The organism is Cupriavidus sp. 96C5-1 (genome assembly GCF_057798855.1).
The window spans coordinates 1-24,606 of sequence record NZ_JBYOJU010000079.1; the positions used below are offsets into that span (position 1 = coordinate 1).

The 24,606-nt window shown below is 59.4% G+C and carries 17 protein-coding genes and 2 pseudogenes; 1 reads left to right on the plus strand and 18 read right to left on the minus strand.

The window, feature by feature from the left end; translation table 11 throughout:
- The 17 genes and pseudogenes from AC3FOF_RS42965 to AC3FOF_RS43045 form a co-directional block, all read right to left on the minus strand.
- A partial coding sequence (locus AC3FOF_RS42965; protein ID WP_488730136.1) for a fimbria/pilus outer membrane usher protein occupies positions 1–1,858 on the minus strand: 1,858 nt, incomplete at its 3' end.
- 191 nt (positions 1,859–2,049) lie between these two features.
- Positions 2,050–2,808, minus strand: coding sequence for a fimbria/pilus periplasmic chaperone (locus AC3FOF_RS42970; RefSeq protein WP_488730137.1), 759 nt, complete (start codon positions 2,806–2,808; stop codon positions 2,050–2,052).
- A gap of 103 nt (positions 2,809–2,911) precedes the next feature.
- Complete coding sequence (locus AC3FOF_RS42975; protein ID WP_488730138.1) at positions 2,912–3,445, minus strand: fimbrial protein; 534 nt, start codon at positions 3,443–3,445, stop codon at positions 2,912–2,914.
- Between the two features lie 262 nt (positions 3,446–3,707).
- Complete coding sequence (locus AC3FOF_RS42980) at positions 3,708–4,601, minus strand: EAL domain-containing protein (protein WP_488730139.1); 894 nt, start codon at positions 4,599–4,601, stop codon at positions 3,708–3,710.
- Between the two features lie 792 nt (positions 4,602–5,393).
- Positions 5,394–5,600 (minus strand): integrase core domain-containing protein, encoded by a 207-nt coding sequence (locus AC3FOF_RS42985; protein ID WP_488730140.1) that lies wholly within the window; start codon positions 5,598–5,600, stop codon positions 5,394–5,396.
- A gap of 70 nt (positions 5,601–5,670) precedes the next feature.
- Complete coding sequence (locus AC3FOF_RS42990) at positions 5,671–8,223, minus strand: ATP-binding protein (protein WP_488730141.1); 2,553 nt, start codon at positions 8,221–8,223, stop codon at positions 5,671–5,673.
- Between the two features lie 282 nt (positions 8,224–8,505).
- Positions 8,506–9,726 carry an EAL domain-containing response regulator gene (locus AC3FOF_RS42995; protein ID WP_488730151.1) on the minus strand — a complete coding sequence of 407 codons (1,221 nt, stop codon included), beginning with the start codon at positions 9,724–9,726 and terminating at the stop codon, positions 8,506–8,508.
- Between the two features lie 806 nt (positions 9,727–10,532).
- Positions 10,533–13,934, minus strand: coding sequence for a hybrid sensor histidine kinase/response regulator (locus AC3FOF_RS43000; protein WP_488730142.1), 3,402 nt, complete (start codon positions 13,932–13,934; stop codon positions 10,533–10,535).
- A 33-nt stretch (positions 13,935–13,967) separates the two neighbouring features.
- Entirely contained in the window at positions 13,968–14,612 is a 645-nt protein-coding gene (locus tag AC3FOF_RS43005) for a response regulator (RefSeq protein WP_488730143.1), read from the minus strand.
- A gap of 611 nt (positions 14,613–15,223) precedes the next feature.
- Complete coding sequence (locus AC3FOF_RS43010) at positions 15,224–15,358, minus strand: zinc ribbon domain-containing protein (RefSeq protein ID WP_488730152.1); 135 nt, start codon at positions 15,356–15,358, stop codon at positions 15,224–15,226.
- Between the two features lie 23 nt (positions 15,359–15,381).
- Positions 15,382–15,572 (minus strand): annotated as a pseudogene (locus tag AC3FOF_RS43015) (LamB/YcsF family protein); the annotation flags it as partial.
- 15 nt (positions 15,573–15,587) lie between these two features.
- Positions 15,588–17,492 carry a DUF2891 family protein gene (locus tag AC3FOF_RS43020; protein ID WP_488730144.1) on the minus strand — a complete coding sequence of 635 codons (1,905 nt, stop codon included), beginning with the start codon at positions 17,490–17,492 and terminating at the stop codon, positions 15,588–15,590.
- A gap of 151 nt (positions 17,493–17,643) precedes the next feature.
- Entirely contained in the window at positions 17,644–18,954 is a 1,311-nt protein-coding gene (locus AC3FOF_RS43025; RefSeq protein WP_488730145.1) for a TRAP transporter large permease, read from the minus strand.
- A gap of 12 nt (positions 18,955–18,966) precedes the next feature.
- Positions 18,967–19,500: a TRAP transporter small permease gene (locus AC3FOF_RS43030; RefSeq protein ID WP_488730146.1), complete on the minus strand. Its 534-nt coding sequence runs from the start codon at positions 19,498–19,500 to the stop codon at positions 18,967–18,969.
- A gap of 3 nt (positions 19,501–19,503) precedes the next feature.
- Complete coding sequence (locus AC3FOF_RS43035; protein WP_488730147.1) at positions 19,504–20,484, minus strand: TRAP transporter substrate-binding protein; 981 nt, start codon at positions 20,482–20,484, stop codon at positions 19,504–19,506.
- 102 nt (positions 20,485–20,586) lie between these two features.
- Complete coding sequence (locus AC3FOF_RS43040; protein ID WP_488730148.1) at positions 20,587–20,847, minus strand: hypothetical protein; 261 nt, start codon at positions 20,845–20,847, stop codon at positions 20,587–20,589.
- Positions 20,848–20,866: 19 nt separating this feature from the next.
- The gene (locus AC3FOF_RS43045) at positions 20,867–22,561 is read right to left on the minus strand and encodes a hypothetical protein (protein ID WP_488730149.1); all 1,695 of its coding nucleotides are present in this window, start codon (positions 22,559–22,561) and stop codon (positions 20,867–20,869) included.
- Between the two features lie 310 nt (positions 22,562–22,871).
- On the opposite strand from AC3FOF_RS43045, the gene AC3FOF_RS43050 reads away from it, so the two are divergent.
- Positions 22,872–23,561, plus strand: coding sequence for a GntR family transcriptional regulator (locus tag AC3FOF_RS43050; RefSeq protein WP_488730150.1), 690 nt, complete (start codon positions 22,872–22,874; stop codon positions 23,559–23,561).
- 815 nt (positions 23,562–24,376) lie between these two features.
- Here AC3FOF_RS43050 and AC3FOF_RS43055 read toward each other — a convergent pair.
- A pseudogene (locus AC3FOF_RS43055) lies at positions 24,377–24,606 on the minus strand (transcriptional regulator); the annotation flags it as partial.

Sequence of the window (24,606 nt, forward strand, 5' to 3'; positions counted from 1 at the left end):
TGCTCCGGCTCGCGTTGACGTTGACCGAGGCGACGGGCGATACATAGGAGGCATTGCCGCCCACGCTGGTGACATCGCGGGTATCACCGCCACCGCTGTGGCCCACGTTCATGCCGTAGGTGAACGCGTTGTCGGCCCCCAGCGAGCCCGTGACCGATTGCAGGATGCTCTGGGCGCCGCGGGTGTCGTGCTGCAGGCTGGTGAAGGAATAGGGCGCATGCCGGCCATCCCCCAGCGGAATCCCGACGTTGAGCAGGATGCGGTTGTCCCAGCGGCCCCTTGTGAGGTCGAACTGGCGGGACACCGAGATGCCATAGTTGATGCGCCGGTAGTTGTTGTTGTAACCGAGCTGGAACTGGGTGTCGTTGCCGGAGCGGCTCCAGTAGTTCTGGGTGCTGCCCGCCAGGTAGATCGATCCGTAGCCTGGCGGCAGCGCCTGGTTCAACGTCAACTGCAAGCGATTGCGCTGCACGCCACTGATGGCCAGGCCTCTGGCATCGCGCTCCATGTCGCGCAAGATGGCGGCATCGGCGAAGTTGAGGTAGCCGCTGCTGGAATAGCGGTAGGCCGCCAGGCTGACGTTGGTGCCGATGGGTTCCAGCAACTTGCTGTAGACGAGACGGATGCTGTGCCCGTTGCGATCCGGCTGCTTCTGCAGGCGCACCCAGGCCTGGGTGACGTCCATGCCGAGCGCGCCAAAGGGGGTATTGAGGCCCGCGCCAAGCGCCACTGCCGTGTAGTCCTGGGCCGCCAGCAGCCCGCCATAGCCGGTCAGCATGTTGGTGAAGCCATGTTGCACCGTGGCCTGCAGCATCTTCGGCGCGCTACGGACGTTGGGGTTCCGGTACTGGCCGGCGGTGACCTGGTAGCGCGTGATGCCCGGACGCAGGGAATTGACCGCCGCCGCATAGGGCACCTTCGAGATGCGCACGCTGCCGTCGGCCTCGGTCACGACCACTTCGAGGTCGCCGCCGTAGCCGGTGGGATACAGGTCGTCAATGACGAAGGCGCCTGCGGCCACCGTGGTTTCGTAGATGATGTTGCCGTTCTGGCGGATCTGCACGCGGGCGCTGGTGTTGGCGATGCCCCGGATGGTGGGGGCGTAGCCGCGCTGCGACTCCGGGTACATCCGGTCATCGCTGGCCAGCTGCACGCCGCGGAAGCCGATGCTGTCGAATATGGTACCGTCGGTGAATGCATCGCCGAGGACGACCTGGCTGCGGATGGCGGCAATGCTGCGCTGCAGGCTGGTCTGCACGCTCTGATAGCGGGTGCCGGCCTGGTTGTCGTGGCTCAGGTTGCCGAGGTGCCGGAAACGCCATGCGCCCACGTTGACACCGGCGTTGAGACCGACATAGGCGAACGACGTGGACTGCCCCAGGCTGGAGGAACGATAGGCATTGGCGTTGTACTGCAGACGCGCGGCGGTGACGCCCTCATCCCAGTACTTCGGGTCGACATAGCCGCGGGCCCTGCGCTTGAGCGCGGCTTGCGGCAGGCTGATGTCGAGTCGCTGTTCTCCGTTATCGAACTCCGCTGTACCGGCATTCACCAGCTCGGGCAGCGGCGCGCATGCACCGTCGGCAAGGCGGTTCGCTGCTTCCGGAAGGAGCTTGACCAGGTCGACGCCGACGCGTTCGAGCAGGACACGGTCGAAACAGGGCTGCACGTTGCGGCTGTCATTGCCGACCTGCCGCACGGAAACCTCGGCGCGCCCCAGCCAGGTCTGGTTGACGTAGAGATCCGCGCGATAGGTTCCCGGCAGGGCCACGTTGCCTTTGTTGAACCGGCTCACATCGATGGGCCCGCCGCCGTTCTGGCGAAGGAACTGGTCGTTGAACTCGACTTCCGCCACCATGACGGGGCCTGGCTGGCCGGCTCTGGCGGTTGTCGCACCCGCTCCGGCGAACAGGCACACGAGCACCGCACTGATCGGGCTCAAGCGGAAGGCATGCGACTTCGATCTCTGTAATTGCATCGTCCCTATTAATAAGAATCGGGCGTGGATGCCCTGGAAACCAATATGTCCCGGCCTGTTCCGTCGCTGGATCACTGGGCGGATACCGTTCCGAGTTCAATCTCGGCGTCCATCGGGCCGCCGTAGTCGTTGATGGCCTGGTAGCGCATGCGGCTAGGCGTGCCAGTACCTACCTCGCCCGAAAGCGGGAAGACCTTCGTTTCGCCAGGGCCGACCATCCCGCCATCCTCAAAGCGGGCGGTTTTGCCGCCGCCGGTGACTTCCAGCCTGCTGAAGGAAGCGTGATAGGCCGTGGGATTGCGCGCTTCGAGAGCCTGTTGGTCGCCGGCCTTGACCAAGCGCCACGCAATCTGTGCCGGGGCCTCGCCTGCGCTGCCCTTGAGGCCGGCGGGGCGGTAGAACAGCTTGATGCGCGATCGGAACGCGAACTGCAGGCGATTGACTTCGGCCTCGTCGCCGGTGGGCTTGGGCGGTATTTCCACGACGTTGAGCCAGAACACCGACTCCCTGTCCGGAGGCAGCGGCTCGCCCGTATGGAGGATGCGCAGCGTCTGTCCCTTGCTGGGGTCGATGCGGGACACGGGCGGAGTCACGGTGAACGGGACGGCAATCTCCGCCGGCGCGGCCTTCGCATCGCCGTCGTCGATCCATGCCTGCACCAGCGCCGGGGCCTTGCCCTCGTTGCTGAGTTTCATCACGGCTTCGGATTCTCGTGCGTCATAGATGACCCGCGTTCCCGCAATGACGACAGATGACAGGGCGGGAAACGGACAGAGCAACATGGACACACCGAGCGCCGCGATCAGGCGCTTCGTGATCGAATGCTTCATGGGATCGAAAGTGGAAACGGAGTTGTACCGGGAAGGCGGAGCGGCCACCGGGGCCGCTCCGCATTTCAGCGTACCGCTGCCTCGGTGGTCCGCTGACGCCGACTTACTGGTAGGCGATGGTGTAGAGCACCTTGGAGTTCGCCGCGCCGGCGGTGGCTACACCTGTCGCGACGTACTGCACGAAGTACGACAGGGTGGCGGAGCCGCCGGTGATCGCAACCGCCTTCGAGTTCTGCGACGCGTCGGCGTAGCCAGCCTTGATCGCGGTGGCGTCGGAGTTCAGCAGACCCAGCTGGACATTGGTGGCGCCATTGGCGTCCAGGTTCAGGTTGCCGCTCGCGTCGGTAGTCGAACCCGCCTCGAAGTAGGTGTGCACATTGCCCCCGGTCCCCGTGCAGTTCGTCAGCGCGATGTTGAACGGCGTACGGCCGGCCGTCTGCCCGGCGCTGGCCAGGCTCGCGCTCGACACGGGCGGCAGCGTGACGGTGAAGTTGGTCGCGGCGGCACCGCCGTTGATGGTGCAGGTCTGCGCGGTGATACTACCGTTGAAGGTAATGGTGCCATCGGCTGCCAGCGCATTCTGGGAGAGAGCGATGACGCCGGCGGCGATCATGGTTGACAGCAGCTTCGTTTTCATGGGTGAACCTCAAAGAGAAGAGTAAAGAAGAGAAAAAAGGAGACTACAGAGAGCATGCAGGCGGCCTTTCTATTGCCGAGGCATGCAGCTACTTCACAATTTCGCCCGTAAATAAATGGGCTAAAATGTCCTTTGCAAAATCAAAGAGATGATATTCAATGCTTTCCCATTCATAACGGTATCCGGTCGTGCATCGAAACTCATTGCATCTGAGATGCGGACGACGTTCTCCGTCATTCATCGCCAGGAGGAGAAAAGTGCCCTAGTATCCAGTACGGTTATCAGGCAAAACAGCCCGAGGCATATGTGCATAGACTTCCCCGATCTGCGACTGCGGGCGCCCGATATAGAACCCCTGGATTTCGATGTCTCCGCGCGCGGTTAGCCACTCGAGTTGCGCTCCGGTTTCAACCCCCTCAACGACCACCCGAAGTTTTAATCTCGCGCACAGATCGAGAAGTGCCTCAAGAACAACGCAACTTCGCTCGACGGTTGGGATTCCTCGAAGGAAGGATTTGTCGAGCTTTACTCCGTCAATTCGCATGGAACTTAATGCTGAAAAGGGCGGATAGGCAGAGCCGAAGTCATCGCACATGAGGCGAATCCCAAGTCCTTTAATAGGATCCGTAAATTCCCTCAGCGAAAGCAGTGTCGAAGCGTCTTCCGTCTCGACAATCTCGAGATCGAATCTGCTGGGCTCCACATGATAATGCGCCATGATCGCCGTAATCCGTTCGATCAATCTCTCATCGACCAAAACCGATGGCTCCATATTGACGGCAATACGGGTTGGAATTTCTGGATTTCTTTCCTCCAAAACAGCCAATTCCCTGCAGGCGGACTCAAGAACAAAATAGAAGATCTCGCGCGCAAGTGCCTCATCAGAGAATGCGTGACGAAACGCACCGGGCAGCAGCAGCCCGTAAGTCGGGTGGTGCCAGCGCAGCAGACACTCTACGCTGGTGACACAGGCACTTCGCGCGCGCCATATTGGCTGAAAAACGAGGCCGAATTGCTCTGCGATCAACCCTTCATGTACGCGCTTGACAATGGCCTGAATGCCGGCTGCCGGAATGTCGGCTCGAGAGCCGTCGACAAGAAATATATTACCGACGCCCTGTACCATCCCGTTCCCCTGTATTTCCAAGTTCTTCATGGATTTATCCATCTTTTCCGCCAATGGATAGTCAGAGAGTGCGACTTCGGCTCCCCCAATCAATTGGTTCGAGATGAAATCTATCTGGATCGAACGCTCGGAACCGCATGCGCATCAATTGTCGCAACGGACCTGCGAACTCGCTCAACGAAAGCAAGGTTGAGACTTCCTCGATCTCCTCGATCTCCAAATCGACGCTGCCCGGGTTGACACAGATTTGGTGGTGCCTCGACGTAGAGATATCTCAAGGACAAATCTTATCGACAGAATTCAGGGTCGGATATAGTAAGTTGTCCATTTGCTGCGAACTTTCCTCCCGCGGCTGATTACGTTGATCGTGCCACCGCGACCCTAGCTAAGCCCTCGATGAGGCTCACCGTTATCGCGCTCCCCTGCTGATTAGCCAGATCGCCATCGGAACCTGGATGATTGCTGCCGGCGGTTCAGCGCCGTCGCACTCGATTCTCGATCTGCTCGTGCACAATGCACGGGGCGCCGCTGTGGATGTATGAGTGCCACCCCTTGGGACCCTGTTTGCCGCGCGGTCCAGCTTCGTGAGATGCATTCATCCACGTTCGCGCGAAATGCGTGTCCCGTTTCGGCGAAATGGACAAACAGGTGATGCGCGCCCTTCGGCAGGGCCAAAGGCCTTCCAGCAACGCCCTGTCAAAGATTCAGATCTATTCCTGCATTGCTGGGGTGTCGCCGATTATTTGCTGCGTCGCAGCAAACTCCCATGGTGTACGGTGGCTCAACGCACAATGACGGTCGCCGCTCGCCGCAATCGTTGCGCTACGCCGGAACGACAGCGCAGGGGTGGGCAACACTCGTGAACCAGTGCTCGTTGACACCGTCCCGGAACCGCGTGTTGAATGGCTCGACCCATGCATTCTCTTGTGGCTTGCCGGCCCGAATCAGTTTCGATATCACGCTACTGCTATAGGCCCACTGGTCGAGCGCGTGGCTGGTGAACTCGAACCGCTGGCCTGCGCGTAGCACGTCGGGTTCGCCTCAACCGGCTCTCACGATGGCGAATACGCGGTTCCACGAGGACCATCGGAGAATTCCGTCACTTCGCCCCGTACATTTGAGCGAGAGCGCTTCGCAGTTGATTTTCCGATACCGGCTTGGTCAGAAAGACGTCTGCACCGGCGTCACGGCATCGCTGTTCCGTCTCCTTTAAGACGGAGGCAGTAATGGCGACAATCCGCGTACGGTGATTGGATGCAAGCTCACCAGCGCGCACACGCAAAATCAACTCAATGCCGTCCAGCTTCGGCATGTAGACATCGGTGATGAGGAGTGCAACTCTCGTAGTCGAAAGAACACTCCATGCCTCTTCACCATCGCTACAGGTGAGGACCGCCTCGCAGCCTAGCTGCCTCAACTGATTCGTCAGCACCAGGCAGTTAACGGGACTGTCATCCGCTACTACCACTGGGCCCATCGCCGCCCAATCCAGCGAGGGTTCGGCGAAGCCGCTATCCGCGGCTTCCTCACTTGCATTCTGGGCGATCGCTTCCTGGCAAGCGGCAACAAAGAGACACCAGCTCGGTGGGTTCGCCCAATAGTTCGGCAACTCCGAGACGCCTTCCGGCCGCACGGAATCGAACCGCCCAACCAGCATGGCATGCCCCGGCCACCCGGGCATGCCACCTTCCGCGTCCCGCACATACAGGGTGGGCGTCCCCCTATCCCGCGGCCACAATCGTCCCTCAATCGGCTCCATCCCTGCCGCTAGCGCGAAGGCCCGCAGTGATTTTGTTACGTGGATCATTCCGGTACCGATGAGAATCACCCGCCCCTTGAACTCCGGGAAATCGTACTGCTCACGCTCCGCGGTCAGCTCGATCTTAAGTATCACCGACGTCCCGAGATGTTCGGCACTCGCGATCTCTACGGTCCCACCCATCATCTCAACCAGACGCTTGCTGATCGCCAGGCCAATTCCCACTCCGCCGAAACGACGTGTGAGCGTCCCCTCGGATTGCTCGAACGGGAGAAACAGTCCCTTCTGGGCCGTCTCCGGGATACCGATCCCGGTATCGTAGACTGTAAGCACCACCTGCTGCCTCGCGCCGTCTACTTTTCCGAGATTCACCGATATCCCAACGCGGCCTTGCGACGTAAACTTGATTGCGTTCGAAAGAAGGCTGAGCAAGACCTGGCGAAGCCGGTACGCGTCTGCAAGATACGTTGCGGCAACACCCGGCTGGACGTATACCTCCATCTCAAGTCCCTTACTCTCGCCGCTCCCCGCCAGTGCCGCCATGACCTCATCAACGACCTCCCGAAGATCCGTAGGTGCCGGTACCATGGCAAGCGTACCGGCATCAACCATTGAATACTCCAGGATGTCGTTAAGTATCTGCATCAGTGCTTTAGCGGAGCTGTCCGCAACGTCCAGGTAATGCCGTTGTTGGGCATCAAGAATGGTTCGCCGCAACGCTTCCAACAGACCAAGCAGACCATGCATCGGCGTTCTGATCTCATGACTCATCATGGCCAGAAATCTGCCTTTTGCATCGGATGATGCAACCGCCGCGTCTCGTGCCTCTTCCAGCAGCGCTGCCTGAACCTGACTGTCATTCACAGCCTCCCGCAATCGCTCGACCAGCGTCGAACGTTCGGACTCCAGCTGGCCGTTTCGCACCATGGCATCCCTTAAGGCCTGCAGCGCTTCAAGAAGCGCCCCGATCTGATCCTTCCGCCTGAATGAATAGGCCGGTGTGGAGTAATCCCCGCTGGCGAACCTCAGGATCGAAACAGTCGCGGAGGATATCGGCTCCATTATTCTCCGTGAGAAGAGGACGAGGACGGACACAACCGAAATAATGATCGTCACAACAACCCCGGCCAGCAGGCCCAGGGCATTGCGTGTACGATTCTTCCGCTCGTCCACATACCGGATGGCGGCATCAAGCTCGGCATCCCGCAGCGCTGTAATCGGCCGCATGAGGGGCACATAGTGCTGCGCAAACGACGCCGCCGTGGGAATCATTGCTTCCTTGGATCCCGCCCGTGCGGTCTGCCTCAGATAAGCAATGCCGCCATCAAAATAGATCCTCTGCATCTGCGTTACCGCGACAGGATGCCTAAGCGTGCCTCTCCCGATCAAATCACCCAGGGCATGAATGCGTCCAATCACCAGCCAGAGTCGCTCCATCTCATCTCCAGACAGTGCCTTCCGGCTCATCAGCGCCGGTGTGAATAGCGATCCTGCGCGGCCAGCTTGTTCTCGCAGCTCTGCAGCCAGGCGTGCTACCAACACGTGTTCCGCCACCGATGGCTCGTCTCGGATTAACTCAAGGAGGATGCGGTCAGTGACAAGATTCATATCCTCAATAAACCGAAACATCCTGGAAATTGCATGATCTGCGGCGCGCGTTGATCGTTCTTCCCGCGGCATAGCCGCGAGGCGATCGATATCCTGTCGCGCGAGCCTGAGGCGGTCACGCGCCGACCTCATGAGTGCAGCGTCGCGCTTGCAGTCGTCGCAGGACGATTCCTGGAGCTGCTTGATCGCGGTCTCTAGGGCTGCGTCACTTCGCGCCCTTGCCAGATCAAGCGCCGCTCCTAAACCGGTTCCGTCTGATTGCGGAGCACCGATCAGCGCGTTCATTGGCCCCCGCTCAGCTGACAGATACTCAGCTGAGCTCAGCGTCGTCTTGAGAACCTGCAGGAGCATTGCGGAACGCTCTGTTGCCTCATATGACCTCCAGTCTCGTGCCAGGAGTACTCCGGCACCACTCATTGTCACGCCCAGTACAATCACGGCAACGAGCCGAAACAACTGATCGATGCGTATCGCGCCCATCGGAGAACTCATAGAAACAGTGAACGAACGGCCGCTCCAACTCAACAGCCGGAGAATGCGCCAGGATGCGGGGGGGGGGGGGCCGCGCTATCGATCCGTCGAATCGTCGCGCCGCGGGCTCAAACGTCCAGCCGCTACGTCAGACAGAAAGGCTGCCTTGGACTTCGGCCTGAACCATAGATATCCCTGCCCAATCTCACACCCGAGATCCAGAAGCGCATCTCGCTGCTTCTCCGTTTCAATGCCTTCAGCGACGCACTCGAGTTCGAGATCACGCGCCAGACTGATCTGGCTACGGCAAATCGCGGTACGTTGGTTATTCTCGGCGAGAGCAGAGACAAATGATCGATCGAGCTTCATTTGCGTAAACGGCAGGTCAGCCAAAAGCGTGGGGGTTGCAATCCCAACTCCGAAATCGTCAATCGCCACGCCGTATCCACGCAACCGCAGCCGGTTCAAGGTGATCGCCAACTGGCACATGTCTGGGATCGGGCCGTCTTCGGTCACCTCGATAATGAGGCGTTTTGGCATGACCCCGCTTAAACCAACCTCGGTCTCGAATCGCTCGAACCAGCCGGGATTGCACAGAGTCTGCGCTGATACATTGATTCCGATCGGTATCGACATACCGCAATTGATCAGGTGCTGCTGTACCCCGAGACACCGGCCCAGGACAAGGAAGAATAGTGCTTCCAGGTGCCCGAGCGCTGCCAGCCGTGGAATGAACTTGTCGGGTGCGATCATGCCCACAGGAGAGTGCTTCCAGCGACAAAGCGCCTCGGCCCCCACGAGCTTGCCCGTAGAAATGTTGACCTGCGGATGCAGGACAACCGCAAAGCCATCCTTGACGCGTAGCGCCTCCGTGAGTTCTGCATCGTCCGGCGTATCAGGCCCTTCGCCTTGCTCATCTCTCCGCGTATCGCGGGTTAAAGCTATCTGCAAAGCCGGGGCGATCGCCGCGTTGGTCAGCGGCTTCTTCAATGCACACACCTGGCGAAATCCGACGGTACTGGCGATGCCGGCATGGGAATAGATTATGTCCTCAGCCATAGCAGAGATCCATACCCATACCGGTGCTTCGCCACGAAAGTCATAACTTGCGAGACGTCGCAATTCCTGCATCAACTCTGGTCCGTTAAGATCCGGCAAATCGATGTCGCACAGTACGATATCGAAGCGCCATCGCTCCAATGCCTCGATCGCCTCCCGCCCGCCGGACACTGCGAGAAGCTTGCCTACACCGAGTCCAAGTAATAGCTCCCTCATCGCAGACTGCTGGAATGGGTCGTCCTCCACAACCAGAACCATCAAGGAAGAATAACTTCTCATTCTCATAATTTGTCTTGTATCGCGAGCGCTTTGGCTTGTTCCCGAATCCACCGCAATGCGGAGAACGGCATTCCAGAACACTCAGCCCCAAACTGGAGAGCGACCCATGATCGGATCGGATAGCACGATGTGAAAGCCCATCGCCCTGTCCTGGTCAGCTGATCAATCCCCGTTCTCTAATGCGATCACTTCTGATCGTTATCTTTTCCAGGCACGCGCAGAGGTTGTATGGCTGCGAGGTAGGAGTCGGAATCTGGATCAGCAACCGAGTGGATCTCTCTCTGGTTAAGCAAGAAACAGTGACTTCTCGTGCTCAGTTTTGTATAAGGCTACGGCAGTTGCAGGCCGGTAAGGCCGTCCTTACAGCTAGCGCATCATGGAATCGTGAGCAATATCCCCTTGTAGTGAAGCATAGCCCTCGTCACGACAGGACCTCGTGGCGTAGCCGTATCGCCGGTCCTGGTATTCCATATGTATCCCTGGAACACCGGCAATTACATGACGAGAGGCGATAGATTCAAGAACAGAGCATAGAGCGTTGGCGAGCTGCGGATCGGTGCTATCTCGAACGATCACACCCTCGCTGACGCCCCCGAAAGAACAGCTTGAAGTCATGCTAGCAAGCGAGTATTCCGCGGTCCATCGCAATCGCTCCATATATCTCCGTGCTGCTCCTACGGCCGATGGGAACCACCAGCCCGACCATCTGCGCCAAAGGCCAGCCGGATCGTTCATTGGCCACGCTACAGAAGCATTCAACACCATCGCGAAGCCGGATCACAACCCTACTCACACGACCCTTGCGAATTGGACATATCGCCAAAACATAGCGCGGCGACACGCGCTTCGATGTCGTTCACCATGGCACGCCAGTCGTCGTGCCATTCGCCCGTACCCGTGCATGCCAATTCGACCTCGATACATCTATCCGCGAGAGCCTGGTTTCCTATCAAGAGCAACGCGCCTCGCATCCGATGCATCCACCGTTCGAGCGCACGCACATCCCGGTTTGGCACCAGCCGTTTCAGCTCAGCCAACTCTTCTTTCGCGTGCGCCTGAAACATGGTTACCAATGCCTCTTTTCCGGCGCAGTCCATCGCCAGGTTTTCCTCCAACCACCGATCGTCCGCAATATCTTCCTCGGGATGCGATGTATGGCACCGAACCAGAACACGCGATAGCCTATCGAGATTGACAGGTTTGGCGATATAGTCGAAGAAGCCCTGGGCAAGTCTTCTCTCCACCTCGCTATCAAATTCATAGGCGCTCACCGCTACCACCGGAAGACCTGAATTCTCCTTGCGCACGGCGTCAAGTAGCTCTATCCCGCTCATCCCAGGCAGATCCAGATCGGTCAGCACGATATCAACATGGTTGTGATGTAGCATCACAAGGGCCTCAGCACCGCTAGGTGCGCTTAGAACGCCATATCCGAGCGAGCGGACTTGATCGACCAACAACTCCCGATTTAACTTGCTATCGTCCACAATAAGGACGGTCAGTGTCACGTCCTGGTCGCGGCGGCCGGGAGACGAGACGACGCCAATTCCCTCGTCGGCCACAGGCAAGGTCTGCATCCGCTCTGCCGGGGCCTCCCCCATGGCAAGTTGCAACGCCTCCTTAAGCGCCTCGGTGTTGAATGCGGTCACCTCGATCACACGCTCGGCCAACCGTATGGGTCGTTGCGCCGCGATCTGCCCTATCAGGATGACCGGTACCTGCACTCTGTTCGAAATCTCCAGGGCGCAATCTGCATTGCCATTAGTAAGCACGATCACATCAGCCGAAGCGTCCGAGATTTCCAGCGCAGACGCCGCCCCGTCCCGAATTGAAGCACACCATCCCCAGTCAGTGAGCCATGCCTGTAGACATCCGCCGTATTCGCTCATTTCCGTAACAATCAGCGCACTTCCCATCGTCTCGCTCATCGCAACAGCTTGACTCGGCGCGACGGAGACAGGCAGTCGCACAGTGAAGACTGAGCCCACATGAAGGATGCTCTTCACGGAAATCGTGCCTCCCATCAATCTGCAAAGGGTCGCGCAAATCGAAAGTCCGAGCCCTGTCCCGGCATATCGCCGGCCTTCTCCGTCCGCTTGCGCAAATGGCGTGAAGATACGTTCAACCAGTTTTTCATCCATCCCGTCGCCGGAATCGGTCACTTCCAGCAACAAGGTCGCAGACTTCGGCGTTTCGAGGACGAGAGAGCCCCTGACCGCCACTCTTCCAGCATGTGTGAACTTGAACGCGTTGCTAAGAAGGTTGTCGAGGATTTGAGAGATCCTGCTCTGATCGCCAATCAAAGCATGTCGCCCCATGGCTGGATCCGCGAAGATATGGAGATCAATGTGCTTCGAGACTGCACGTTCCACATACCCCTGAACCACTCCCTCCACGCATTGGATAGGATAAAACTTGGACTCCACGAGTTTCATTTCGCCAACATCGATTCTCGATAGATCAAGAATATCGGTCACAATCCGCCGCAGAGCTTGCGCACCCGTATGGATGGCCTTAAGTCGGTCTACTTCAGTGTCGTTCAACTTTCCGACGGGAAGTAGATCGACGTTTCCAAGGATGACACTCAACGGAGTTCTGATCTCGTGACTCACCGACGCAAAGAAGTTCGATCTCGCACGGAGCAGCCGGTCCGACTCTTCCCGCGCCTTTGCGGATTCGAGTTCGGCCAGTTTCTCGGCTGTCGCGTCGCTGACAGCACATATCAGCACTGCCTCTCCGTTATAGCTCGAGGGTGCGAAGGCAACTTGAAGAAAGAGCGGATTGCCGCTAGCCTCACGGCTCAAGTTAATATTGAAGTGCACGATCTCAGATCCCGCCTGCGCGCAGTCGGCTGAGCGCTCGCGGAACTCCGTTTCGATTGAAAACGGCAGTTTCATTGGCGCACGCATGTCAAGAAGCGATGCTGCCAACAAATTTGTCCGCACGACCGAATAGTCCCGGGCACAAACGATGAGCAAGCCGATCGGCACCGCGCTTACAAGGACATGGTTCAGTATCTCGTTCTCGATAGCGCGCCTGGACGCTATGTGACCCCTCGCCAGGACGCGCCTATCCCACTGATAGGCCGCTGCAAGCAACGTGAAAAGAAAGGTGGCACCGAGCGCCCAGATCCAGCCTGTGGGCCGCGCCACCGACTTGAGAAGATCGATATAGCTCAAGCCAAAGACCAGATAGCCGAAATGTTCGCTGACGGGCTCGATGAGATACATCCCGTCACGCGTAAAGTGCGGTCCGCGCGCGCGCGGCTGGCGCAGCACCAGCGCTGCCCCTCGGTCAAACCATGCGCCGGCAGCGCTCTGATCAATCAGGAGGGCGGTCGCACTGTACAACCCCAGCGCACCATATTCAACCTCGCGTCGGATTCCGGCCAGGAGAGACTTGACGGGCAGGTCCGAACCGAACAGGACAAGGCCTCTTCCCGCCACCTCAATCACGCCAACGCAACTCAGAACGCTCTCAGCCTGGTCCTTGTCCACCAACGGGAACTTCCAATGTATGCCTTCCGTTGCCCCCAGGACCGTCTCTCTAACGACTCCCTTTTCCCGCAACGTCTGTACCAAAGCCAATGGACTAGTCCCCCGCACATCGTTCGATAGTTGATAGTCCGCCGCTGGAAAGAGCGCAGCATAGTCACGATCGAGTCCGACCACATACGCACGCCGCTTGATTTTCATCGCATCCAACGTTGACATGCCGCCAGCCGCGATGTTTGCGAGCGCATTAGCCTGCGCTTCCCAGCCGGGTTCCAGACCCTTCTTCCCCTCCTGTGGAAGTACAATCAAGAATGTATCAGCCTTGAATGCAGGGCGACCCCGGGCTTCTTCCGAAGTTCTGAGTGATTGAATCACGTCGCCAAACCGTCCTGCCTTCCAATCTCCGGCACTCGAAAAAAAGTGCTTGATCGTATGACTCATGCGCCGGACAAAAACCTCGTCATGCTCAATGATCCTCCCCACTGCCGAGGCGTACCGTTCCAGTTGGTCTGATCTTCGCTCAACTTCTGCACGCACGCAGAGGTATGTTGCCAGTATCGCGGCACACAAAACGCCAACGGTGACGAGGCAAATCCCCCAGTAGAAGAACAGGCGTTCCCGCCGGACTGTCGCCGTTAAGGCGTCAAAGGCATTCTTATGTGCCTCTTGGTCTCTATCGAAAATCATCACCATTGACCCTTGGCAGATACTCAGTGCCTGTCATCTTTAAATCAGGCCTGTCTCAACGGCATAGCGAATGAGCTCAGTATTCGATGTGAGATGCAACTTCCTCATCGCCGTATACTTTTGCGTCGATATTGTGCTCACGGCGCGGCCGAGTTGATCGGCAATTTGAACGAGCGAGTGCCCGGCCGCATAAAGTCTCAGTACATCGAGTTCCTTACGTGTTAGCTGTTCACTTCTCCGCATTCCCCCCCCGTTGGCTTGATCCAACACCGCTTTCGCTACTGGCGAGCAGAATTGTCCGCTGCCTCGCTGAACAAGCAGGCAAGCTTGTATCACCTCACTGAGTTCGTCCTCCTTGCACACCACAGCATTGACCGATTGCATCAATGCGCGTCGCAAAACGCTTGGGTTCTTCTGGGCGGTAAATAGAACAATACCGCAGGCGGGCGCGCAATCCCGGATCCTGCGCAGCAGCACGAAACCATCTATCGAGAGATCGTCCCGACTCATGCTGAAATCGGTGACCACGATGTCTGTGGGCTTCTCCGCCAACTTCTGCAGCAGATCGGCACCAGACAGACACTCGTGAACGACTGTGAAACCTGGAACCACGCTAACCAGTGAACTGACCGCCTGGATTGCTATGGGATGATCATCTGCAATCGATACCGTTATCTTCTTCATACCCAAGACTCAATTCAACCTGCACGAGTAGACCTGCGAGCTATCGTAGTTGAACTTGATTATGACGATCTGTAAATCGTAATTTAACGATATTTTGAATCGAACGGTCGCATGAAATAGCTGTTTAACTATGATTGCGTCGATGCGCTCAGCGCTGCACCACGGCCTTGCCTCCGGTGTCGGCTGGAGCGGGATCTCGGGCACATATAAAGCCAGCACTACGACGTGATCGCTATGGCATGTACGTCACCCGGCCGGCTACCCGGCTCTCTTTGTTAACGGCGGCTGCTACCCGAGCCTTAAGGTTCCCCCATCTTCACTGCCATACCATTTTTTGACATCCTCCCCTCTCCCTCGGCCTTCGGCTGCCGCGCCTTGCGCGGAAAGAGAGGGGATTCCTGCGGCGCTCAGGGGCAGCATGGAGCTGCTCACCAAGTCACTTCGGTGAGTTCCTGCTGCTGGCGGGGCGTTGCTGCACCGCTCACTTGACCCAAAGATGAATCCCCTTGTGGGACACAGGCGAGCTGGGCGGGACACGCCCATAAAACGTCGATCGTGCCGACCAAGTCGGCATGTTCCTCGAAGCCGCACTCCACGCACGCGAAGCGCGCTTATGTCCGGCGGTTGTTCGTCGAGACGTGCCCGCAGCACGGACATGTTCGGCTTGTATTCTGCGGCGGCACTGCGACGAGATACCTGCCATTCCATGCCAGCTTGTAATCCAGCTGGCGACGGAACTCGTCCACCCCCGATCGAGGCTGGCTTTGGCCAGGTCGGGGTAGGCAACGTGCGCGCCGATGGCTACGCCGCGCGCAGGGTGCGCGGCAGGCCGGCTGGATCGCCGGCGTGGAAGCCGCAGGCCACAATGGCGTTGCTGACGATGACCAGCATCGCTTCATCATCGCCCATGCGCCAGGCGCCGAAGCCCTCGCCGAGATCGCTGTTCAGGTCGCTGTGCACGGCTTCCAGACGCCGCTACATCATGGATTTAAAGGCGGTGGCGATCTTTGCTTGTCCCTGCGCATTCGGTGTTCTGCAATCTGGCGCCCAATCGCCCGAACCCAGCTTCCCATAGATTTCCGCAACCGCGACGTTGTTGCTCTTGGCCACTTCTCTGATAACGTCATTCAAGCCCTTGGTGCCCGCGATGGAACCTTCGAGGTACTCCGAAACTGTCTTATGCGTCGCGGCACGCCCTACAGCCAAAGGACAATCGCGATAGGCATTGTCATAAGTGCCCACGATGATTTTGGTTTGGGGGGCGGCAGCCTTGAGGTTGGACAAGACCGTATTGAGATTCGCGCGAACAATGGCCCAGTCGTTGGCGGCGGCCATTTTTGCATTCTGATCTTGCAGCAGAACCATTCTGTTGGCCTCCTTCTGCGCCGTCGATGGGGTTATGAATTGAACCTCGAATCCCGTGTGCAGAGTGATCAGCAAGGGGTTGCGAATATCGCTTGAGTTTTCGCGTTGCCAGGTAGAAATTAGTTCAAGGGCGTATGGCAGTCTTTTATCCACGAGATTGGACAGCGTTGCGGGATTTGTGGGGTAACCATCGGCTTTTGAAATATTTATTGATCTTATTTTTTTTGAATTCCTTCCTTCCAATTCTACCTTCAACAAATCGACATAGCTGGTTCCATCCGGCAATTTGCCATTGCCTCCAAAAGCCCATGCGTCACCCAATGCAAGCTGAAGTGGAAGTTCAACCTCTGTTCCAGGAGAATTGGGCTCGTAACTTGCATCAATCATTCTGACTGCATACTGCGCAATCCAATGAGAGAGATAGTTATAGTCAAATGCGTAATCCCATCGGCTTCGCCATTGCAATTGATCTGCCAGAAGACGAATAGAATTCGCTCGCATCGTTTTTTGATTGGTGGCCTGGTGAATCCACCATAGAGCAAAAGAGCGCGAAAAATTGTCACCATTGATATGCGACAAATTAGTTGGCGGAACGTTGATAGGTTCCAAATAAAAATTATCGGGAACCCTTTCCTTGATCCAATCCACTTTTTTTGATCCGTAGATTTTTGCGATAGCAGCCACACGCATGATGCAAGGCGAGAAAAAATTGCTAGGCAAGCCTGCATCTTTGGTAATGGGGCAGGCCTCATCAAGTGTCAGGTCAAGTAAGTATGCGTCCGCTGTTTTTTGTGCATAGGTGACCAATGCCTCATCACCAATAAACTTTCCCCACAGATCGAGATGTATTAGAGCCCACGAGAGGTTGTTGTAATTGTCATTCAGGACATTTCGTCTGGCTTGTTGAGGCGTCAGAGCCTCAATATTTTTTCGGAGATTTAGCGCAACTTCGTTTCCCAGTCCTCGCATATCCGTATGACCTGTTGCAAGCTCGCGCTCCCTGGCCAATGCGAGAAACCATGAAAGGCCATAGAATTCTTCGAACGGATTATTGTATATATTATCGTTCATATATCTTTTCTCTGCCTCAACGAGATCGGCCCTTACCACCGCCTCCACCACGCGCAAATAAGTCTCGTCGCCTGTGTGCCGGTAAATTGAATATAGGGAATATGCAGCGTGAACGGCGGAATGCCAGTCGAAGCAACCATGAAATATCGGGCTATCTGCGTTGACTCCATTATTAGTCCCGGCAGAATAAGAATTTATTTGCGGCAAACAATTGATGATGGGCGAAGAAAGAGATTTCAGCATTTCGCCTCGTTGCTCTTCAAACAACGGCCCCAGCGCAGGAAGAGGTACAACGGGCACTTCGGGCTTCGATGTTGTTGGTACTGGAGCGACCACTGGAAGGGTGCTATTCCCATCTCCTTCGCCGCCGCAACCCGCGACGAAGGCGGTGACAACGGCCGAAACGGCCAGGGGCTTGAAGGACGTAGGTGTTGTCTTTTTCATGATGTATGAAACCTTGGTTTGTGTGTTGTCTGGCCCCGAAAGCGCAGCCATCCGTCTCAGCGATGCGTGTCAGACACGCGCATGCGTCATCCCATGCAGGGTCGACATCGCTCCTGCCGTAGTGAAACGACGAAGATGTGGGGCGCCATGACTACCGCTCCTTGCCCATCACGAGGTCTGGCAACGAAGTCACGATGCTGGGGAACAGCGTGATCAGCACGATGCACAGCACCAGGCACAGGAAGAAGGGGATGGCCGCTATGGCGATCAGGTTGCTGTCCTTGCCCGTCATGTTCTGCAGCACGAACAGGTTGAAGCCCACCGGTGGCGTGACCTCGGCGATCTCCACGAGCAGCACGATGAAGATGCCGAACCAGACCAGGTCGAAGCCGGCCTTCTGCACCATCGGCAGCACCACCGCGCTGGTGAGAACGATCATCGAGATGCCATCCAGTGCCGTGCCCAGCACCAGGTACACCAGCACCAGCGCGCCAATCAGGGCATAGGGCGAGAGGTGCATGCTGTCCACCCAATCGGCCAGCTCGCGCGGAATGCCGGTGAAGGCCATGGTCTTGGTGAGGAAGGCCGCGCCGGCCAGGATGAACATGATCATGCAACTGGTGCGCGTGGCGCCCATCAACCCATCCTTGAAGTTTTGCCAGGTCAGGCTGCGTCCCCAGGCCGCGATGGCGAGCGAGCCCAGCACGCCAAAGGCCGCACATTCGGTGGCGGTGGCCCAGCCGGCCACCAGCACCCACACGATGAAGACGATCAGCAGCGCGCAGGGGATGAGGTTGCCCGAGAGCCGCAGCTTCTCCATGAAGCCGGTGGGCGGGTCGGCCGGCGGCACCTGGTCGGGGTTTCGCAGGCTCCACCAGCCGATGTAGCCGGAGAAGAGCACCATCAGCAAGAGACCCGGCAGGAAACCGGCGAGGAAGATGCGGATGATCGACGCGTCCGCCGCCACCGCGTACACCACCATCGTGATCGAGGGCGGGATGAGGATGCCCAGCGTGCCGGCCGTGGCCAGCGAGCCGATCGCCAGTTTCTCGTTGTAGCCGCGCCGCTTGAGCTCGGGCAGCGCGACCTTGGCGATGGTCGCGCACGTGGCGGCCGATGAGCCCGACACCGAGCCGAACACGCCGCACCCGAGGATGGTGGTGTGCATCAGGCGTCCGGGCACGCGGTTGAGCCAGGGGCGCAGGCCCTCGAACATCTCCTCGCTGAGCTTGGTGCGAAACAGGATCTCGCCCATCCAGATGAACAGGGGTAGCGCGGCCAGCTCCCAACTGGCATTGCTTTCCCAGAAGGATGAGAAGAGGTTCTTGCCCGGCAGCGTGTTGGTGAAGAAGGCCTGCCCGACCCAGCCGACGATGGCCAGCGTCATGGCGATCCACACGCCGCCGGCCAGCAGCACCATCATGATGGCGACCAGGAGTGCGCCCATGAGCAAAGTGTCCATTGCGCGTGCCTCTCAGATGTCGGAAGAGAAATCGCCGGCAGCGTGGCGCGCCTCGATGGCGCGCTGGTAGCTCGGTGTCTGCCCGCGCAGTACGCCCACCAGCTCGTCGAGCATGGCGATGAGCAGCAGCCAGCTGCCCAGCGCGAAGGTGGCCTGCGGAATCCAGATGGGGATGACCACCAGGCCGGTGGCCATCTCGGCGTACTCGTAGCTCTCCCAGGTGAAGGCGGTGGCCCACCAGGTGAGGTAGGCCACGGAGATGGCGGCGATGACCAGGCACAGCGCATCGAGGGTACGCCGCACGCGCGGGGCCAGCTTCTCCAGCAGCAGCGTCACGCGCACGAAGTCGCCGTGGCGGAAGGCATGGGCCATGGCGAAGAAGGCCGCGGCCGCGCACAGCCACGCGACGATGTCGTTGGCACCGCTGACCCGCCAGTTCATCTGGCGGCCGACACCCGCGGCGATCATCAGTACGAAGATCAGGAACACGCAGAAGGCGCCGAGCGCCCCGGCCCCGTCGTACAGGCGATTCAGGAGGGTCCGCATCGCTCAGTGCCTCTTGTAGGCGTCGACGATGGCCTGGCCGTCGGTGCCGGCGGCCTTCAACCAGTCGGCCTGCATGGTGGCGCCGACCTTGCGCATGTCGGCGTCCAGCGTGGCCGAGGGCGTGCGGATCTTCATGCCGCGCTCGGCCAGCAGGCGCTTGTACTCGGCGTTCTTTTCCTCGGCCACCTTCCAGCCGCGTGCCTCGGCCTGGGCGGCCGCCTTCAGCACCGCGTCCCTGGTCGGCGCATCCAGCGCATCGAGCGCCTTGATGTTCACCAGGATCGCGTTCTTCGGAATCCAGGCCTGAACGTCGTAGAAGTTCTTGATGTGCTCGAAGGTCTTGGTGTCGTAGCCGGTCGAGGCCGAGCTCATGTAGCTCTCGATCAGGCCGGTGGCTATGGCCGCGCTCAGTTCGGCCTGCTGGATCTGCACCGGCTGCGCATTCACCAGCTCGGCGATGCGGGCCGTGGCGGGACTGTACGCACGCCACTTGATGCCCTTCAGGTCGGCCGCCGAGTTAACCTCCTTCTTCGCGTAGATGCCCTGCGGTGCCCACGGCACCACGAACAGCACCTTGATGCCCTGCGCGGCAAGCAGCTTCTCGGTGGCGGCCCTGGAAGCCTCGTACAGCTTCCTCGCCTCGGGGTAGGTGGTGGCCAGGAAGGGCACGCCGTCGAGCGCGTAGATCGGGTTCTCGTTGGCGTAGTTGGCCAGCAGGATCTCGCCGGCCTGGGCCTGGCCGCTTTGCACCGCGCGCTTGATCTCCGGCGCCTTGAACAGCGACGCGTTGGCGTGCACCGCGATCTTGAGCTTGCCGCCGGTGGCCGCTTCCACGTCCTTGGCGAACTGGGTGATGTTCTCGGTGTGGTAGTTGGTTGCAGGGTAGGCGTTGGCGAGGTCCCACTTGGTCTGGGCCTGGGCGGCGAAGGCGAGGCTCAGGCCGGCGAAGGCCAACAGGGCGGTACGTGTGGACGGATGTGGCATGGAAAAGCTCCAGAGGCGGGAAAGGAGGAATGAAAAGGGCGAAGGCGTCCGCCGCAGTGACCCAGCGAGGGCCACGGCGCCGGTGCGGGCGGCGTGTCGGCCTTACTTCGTGGGAGTCAGGCCAGGCGGGACGGCTGGCTGGTCCTTGCGCTCGGACCTGGGCGGCTCCGGGACCTTGCAGTCCAGGTCCTGGAAGGGACCGCCGGGCTGCTGGATCCAGTCGGGGCTGATGGCGTACTGCGCGCACACGACCTTGCCGCTGGTCTTGTCCTTGAACAGATAGAAGCCACCCGAGGGCTGCGCCGCGGCGGTGCCGCCGAACGCCATGCCGAGGAGAACAAGGGGAACAGATCTGAGGTTCATGATCGAGTCCTTCATGGAATCAAGGGCTAGTCGGGCCCGGGGCCGCCAGGCTGTTGGCCACTGCGGCCACCAGGTTGCGGGTCTGCGCCACGATGGCGTCCCGGCGGGCCTCGAAGGTGGCGTCGGTGATCAAGTCATTGCTGCCGCTGCCGAACTGGGTCATGGCCGGCGTATGGATATGCCCTGCGGGAATGCTGAGCCCGAACAGGTCGCGCATCAAGGTGTTGCGGTAGGCGCTGGCATTGGACAGGTAGGTTCCGCCGCCGCCCTCCAGTGCGCAGTTGATCTCGGTGGCCGCCGGCACGGGCACCGAGGACCGCGCCGCGCTGGCGGCCCTGTACTGCTCATACAGGGGGCTGGGGTACGGATAGCCTGCATCCCTCCATGCCGCGAGCGCATTCTCGGCCGCGAGACGCGCCGCCTCGTACGGTCCTTGCAGATCGGCCGCGGCCTTGGTGCATGCGGTCATGGAATAGTCGTCATTGCGGGCCACGCTCCATCCGCCCTTCTTGCCCGTCCCCGGATTGACGATGTCCGCACCGGTGTTGGCGTCGATCATCTTTTGGAACGGCAGTGATGCCTGCGTGAACTGGGGCGGCATATCCTTTTTCCACCGCTTGCTCGCGTAGCCCAGCCAGCGCTGCGGCGGGTGGATGTCGCAGTCGTCATTGGCGGGGTAGCCGCCGGCGCAGGTGGGGCTGATGTTGTCGTTGCCAGGCGCGACATAGTGATAGCGGCTGTTGAAATGCTCGAGGTCGAAGGAAGACCTCCCCTGGCTCACGGTGATCGACGCATCGACGCGCTTGCCCCCCGGCTTGAACCATGGCCCCAGCGTGTCCTCCTGCATGCCGTCCATGAAGGGCCCGTAGTTCACTGGCAGGACGAAGGTGCGGATCACCGCGGTCGTGCCGTCGGCCAGCGCCACGGTGTGGCCGTCCAGTGACAGGATGGTCGCGCCTGACGGATTGCCGATGCGGATGTTGGGATTGCCGTCGAATCCCGGGGCGCCCAGGGTGAAGGGGTCGAAACCGCTGACCAGGATGCGCTTGTGGCCCGCGCCGTCCGGGAAGTCGATCGCGTACTGGCCGCGCGAGGCGCGCTCGAATTCATTGTGCAGCGCCGCGCGCTGTTCGTCGCTGAGCGCGAAATCGGGCTTCCACTGGCGCAGCGCGTGCGTCATCGTCAGCCGCGCCCAGTACAGCATGCGGTCATCGCTCTTCGGCAAGGTGCCCTCGACCTTGCGGCCCTGCACCCGGTCCACCGCCGCCTGCCAGAGCTTCTGGCCTTCGGCCTTGATCAGCGTCACGGCCTCGTCATGGCTCGACGCCCCCGCCATGCCGTCCTTGCACAGCTTGAGCGCGAACTCCGGGCCGAACTTGTCGAAGCCGCTGGCCTGCAGCAGGCGCTGCGAGAAGCTCTGCGTGTCGCTGGAGCTCAGCTTGTTCACCAGGCGCTGCTCCTCGTACGACGCCGCAACGCTCGTGTCCATCGCGCACCGTGCCTGGACGGTCTGCGTCGGCGGTGCTGGAGGCGGCTGCTGCGGCGGCGCTACGCCGACGGCAGGGGCCGCGCTGGGCTGGTCGTCGCTGCCGCCGCAGCCGGCCACCACCGCAGCGCAGGCAAACAACAGCGCTCCGGTCCTGAAAGACGCCAGTTCCCAAGAAGCGCCGGCCTTGCCTGTGCTCCCGCGGTAGTTGTGAAAGTCTCTCTCCATAACGCTCTTCTCCTTGAAAGCGTTGAAACAGGGGGACAGCACAAAAGTCCGGCACGACCGGCAAAGGTCCAACCGATTGATCAACATTTACCACTGAATGTATCGATGAATATATGAATTCGTCTGTCAATTTCAGTGTTATGTCTGTCAATAAATCAAGTATTGTCCGTCATGTCCGCGTGGTACATTGGTACAAACCCGCCGTGATACATTGGTACAAACTCGCGAGAGTGCGCTGTATCGAAGCGGCCAATCTGTTACAAAGCCGCAGGCCGCGACGCCTCGTCCCTCTCTCTTTCCGTCACCCGCCATGAAGCCATCACCCGCCACACCCGCCCCGCCCCTGACGCTAACGGAGCGGGTGGCCGAGCAGATCCGCCAGAAGATCACCGAGGGCGAGTTCTCGCCCGGCCAGCGACTGTCGGAGCAGTCGCTCTGCAACAGCATGGACGTCTCGCGGCAAACGCTGCGCGAAGTCTTCCGCGTGCTCACCAAGGACGGCCTGCTGCGCCACGAGCCCAATCGCGGCGTGTTCGTCGCCGTGCCCAGCATTGCGGCCATCATCGACATCTACCGAGTGCGACGACTGATCGAGTGCCAGGCCTTGGCGCAGGCCTATCCACGCCACCCGGCCAAGGTGCACATGCGCGAAGCCGTGGAGCGCGCCATGCGGGCGCACACGGCGGGCGACTGGCTGGGCGTGGGCACCGCCAACATGGCCTTTCACATGGGTATCGTGGAACTGGCCGACAGCGAGCGGCTCAACCTGCTGTTCGCACAGGTGCTGGCCGAGCTGCGGCTGGCCTTCGGCATGCTGCGCGACCCAGAGTTTCTGCACGCGCCCTATGTGGACATGAACCTGAAGATCCTCGAGCTGGCCGAAGCCGGCGACTTCGCCAAGGCCGCGACGGCGATGAATGACTACCTCGTGCACTCCGAGCGCATCGTGCTGGCCGTGTACGCGCGCCGTATGGCCGACTTCGGCCTGGGCAACTCGTAGCGACACGACGCTGGCGGCGGACTTCCCGCTGGTGGCCCGGGTGGGAGAGTTCTTCGCGACGGGACCGTCCGGTTCCACGGTGCTTTCAGACTAGGTCACCTTGCCCGCTTGCAATGCCAATCATTGTGACGATGATGCGAAAGGATGCGCAGATGTGACAATCTGTGCGTGCACCAGATGTCTCATCTAGCATGTAAGGGGTGGCTCGCGTCGCCAGAAGCCATTCATGTGACTGCGCGGATCATCCAGGTCAACGGCGGCGCCGAACGCGGGCGCTGATCCCATCTTGCGCGGAACGACCATGTTCCGATGCCCCGGGCTGAGCGACGGCGCGTGCGCTCCGTACTCGAGCCAGCAGTTCCTATCTTTTCGAAAATGGGGCGATGTGGAGAATCCCGCAGCATTCAAAGATGGCGGGTTCCTCGTATCCTGTGCGTCCGCCTGCCTGTCTGCCTATCTGCCTTGTCTTTTTGTCGTTGTTGTTGTCCGTTGTCTGTCTACGCCCAACCACCTTTTGTCCAGGCTAAATTCAAATCTATGATCAGCCCGATCTTTGCAAGGTTGAGGTCGATGATCTGTGGCTTGCCTAAATCTATCCGGAGTCTGCTTGGAGATTGCTCTCCGCTCCACGATGAAAGTCGCGCCCGGTGGTCCTAAAAATGTCCGCACCCCCCCGTACGACATTTGAGTCCGGCCTTGACAAGCAATGCAAACAGAAAAGGTCAGAGCAGCGATTGGCATGGCGGTGGTTTGATTTGCTGTTTACGGCGAAACGCGGGTTGCCAGGTCGCTCGTTGCGCGAGTATCCATATCAGTCAGCCTCTGTCCTTCGGAATATGAAAGTCAGACGGATTGAGGTAAGTGGCAAGCAACCTGCCAAATGCATTCAGCAGTGCATCTGAGTTCATGCCCGATGTGCCCGCCAGAGCGGGACAGATGATCCAGCCGGTTCCACGCCGTTTGAACATGCGCAGGTGTTTCGCCTGATCGGCTGGCTGCAACAGCAGTTCTTCGGCGACCACATCGCCGAGCGCGAAGGCTCGAA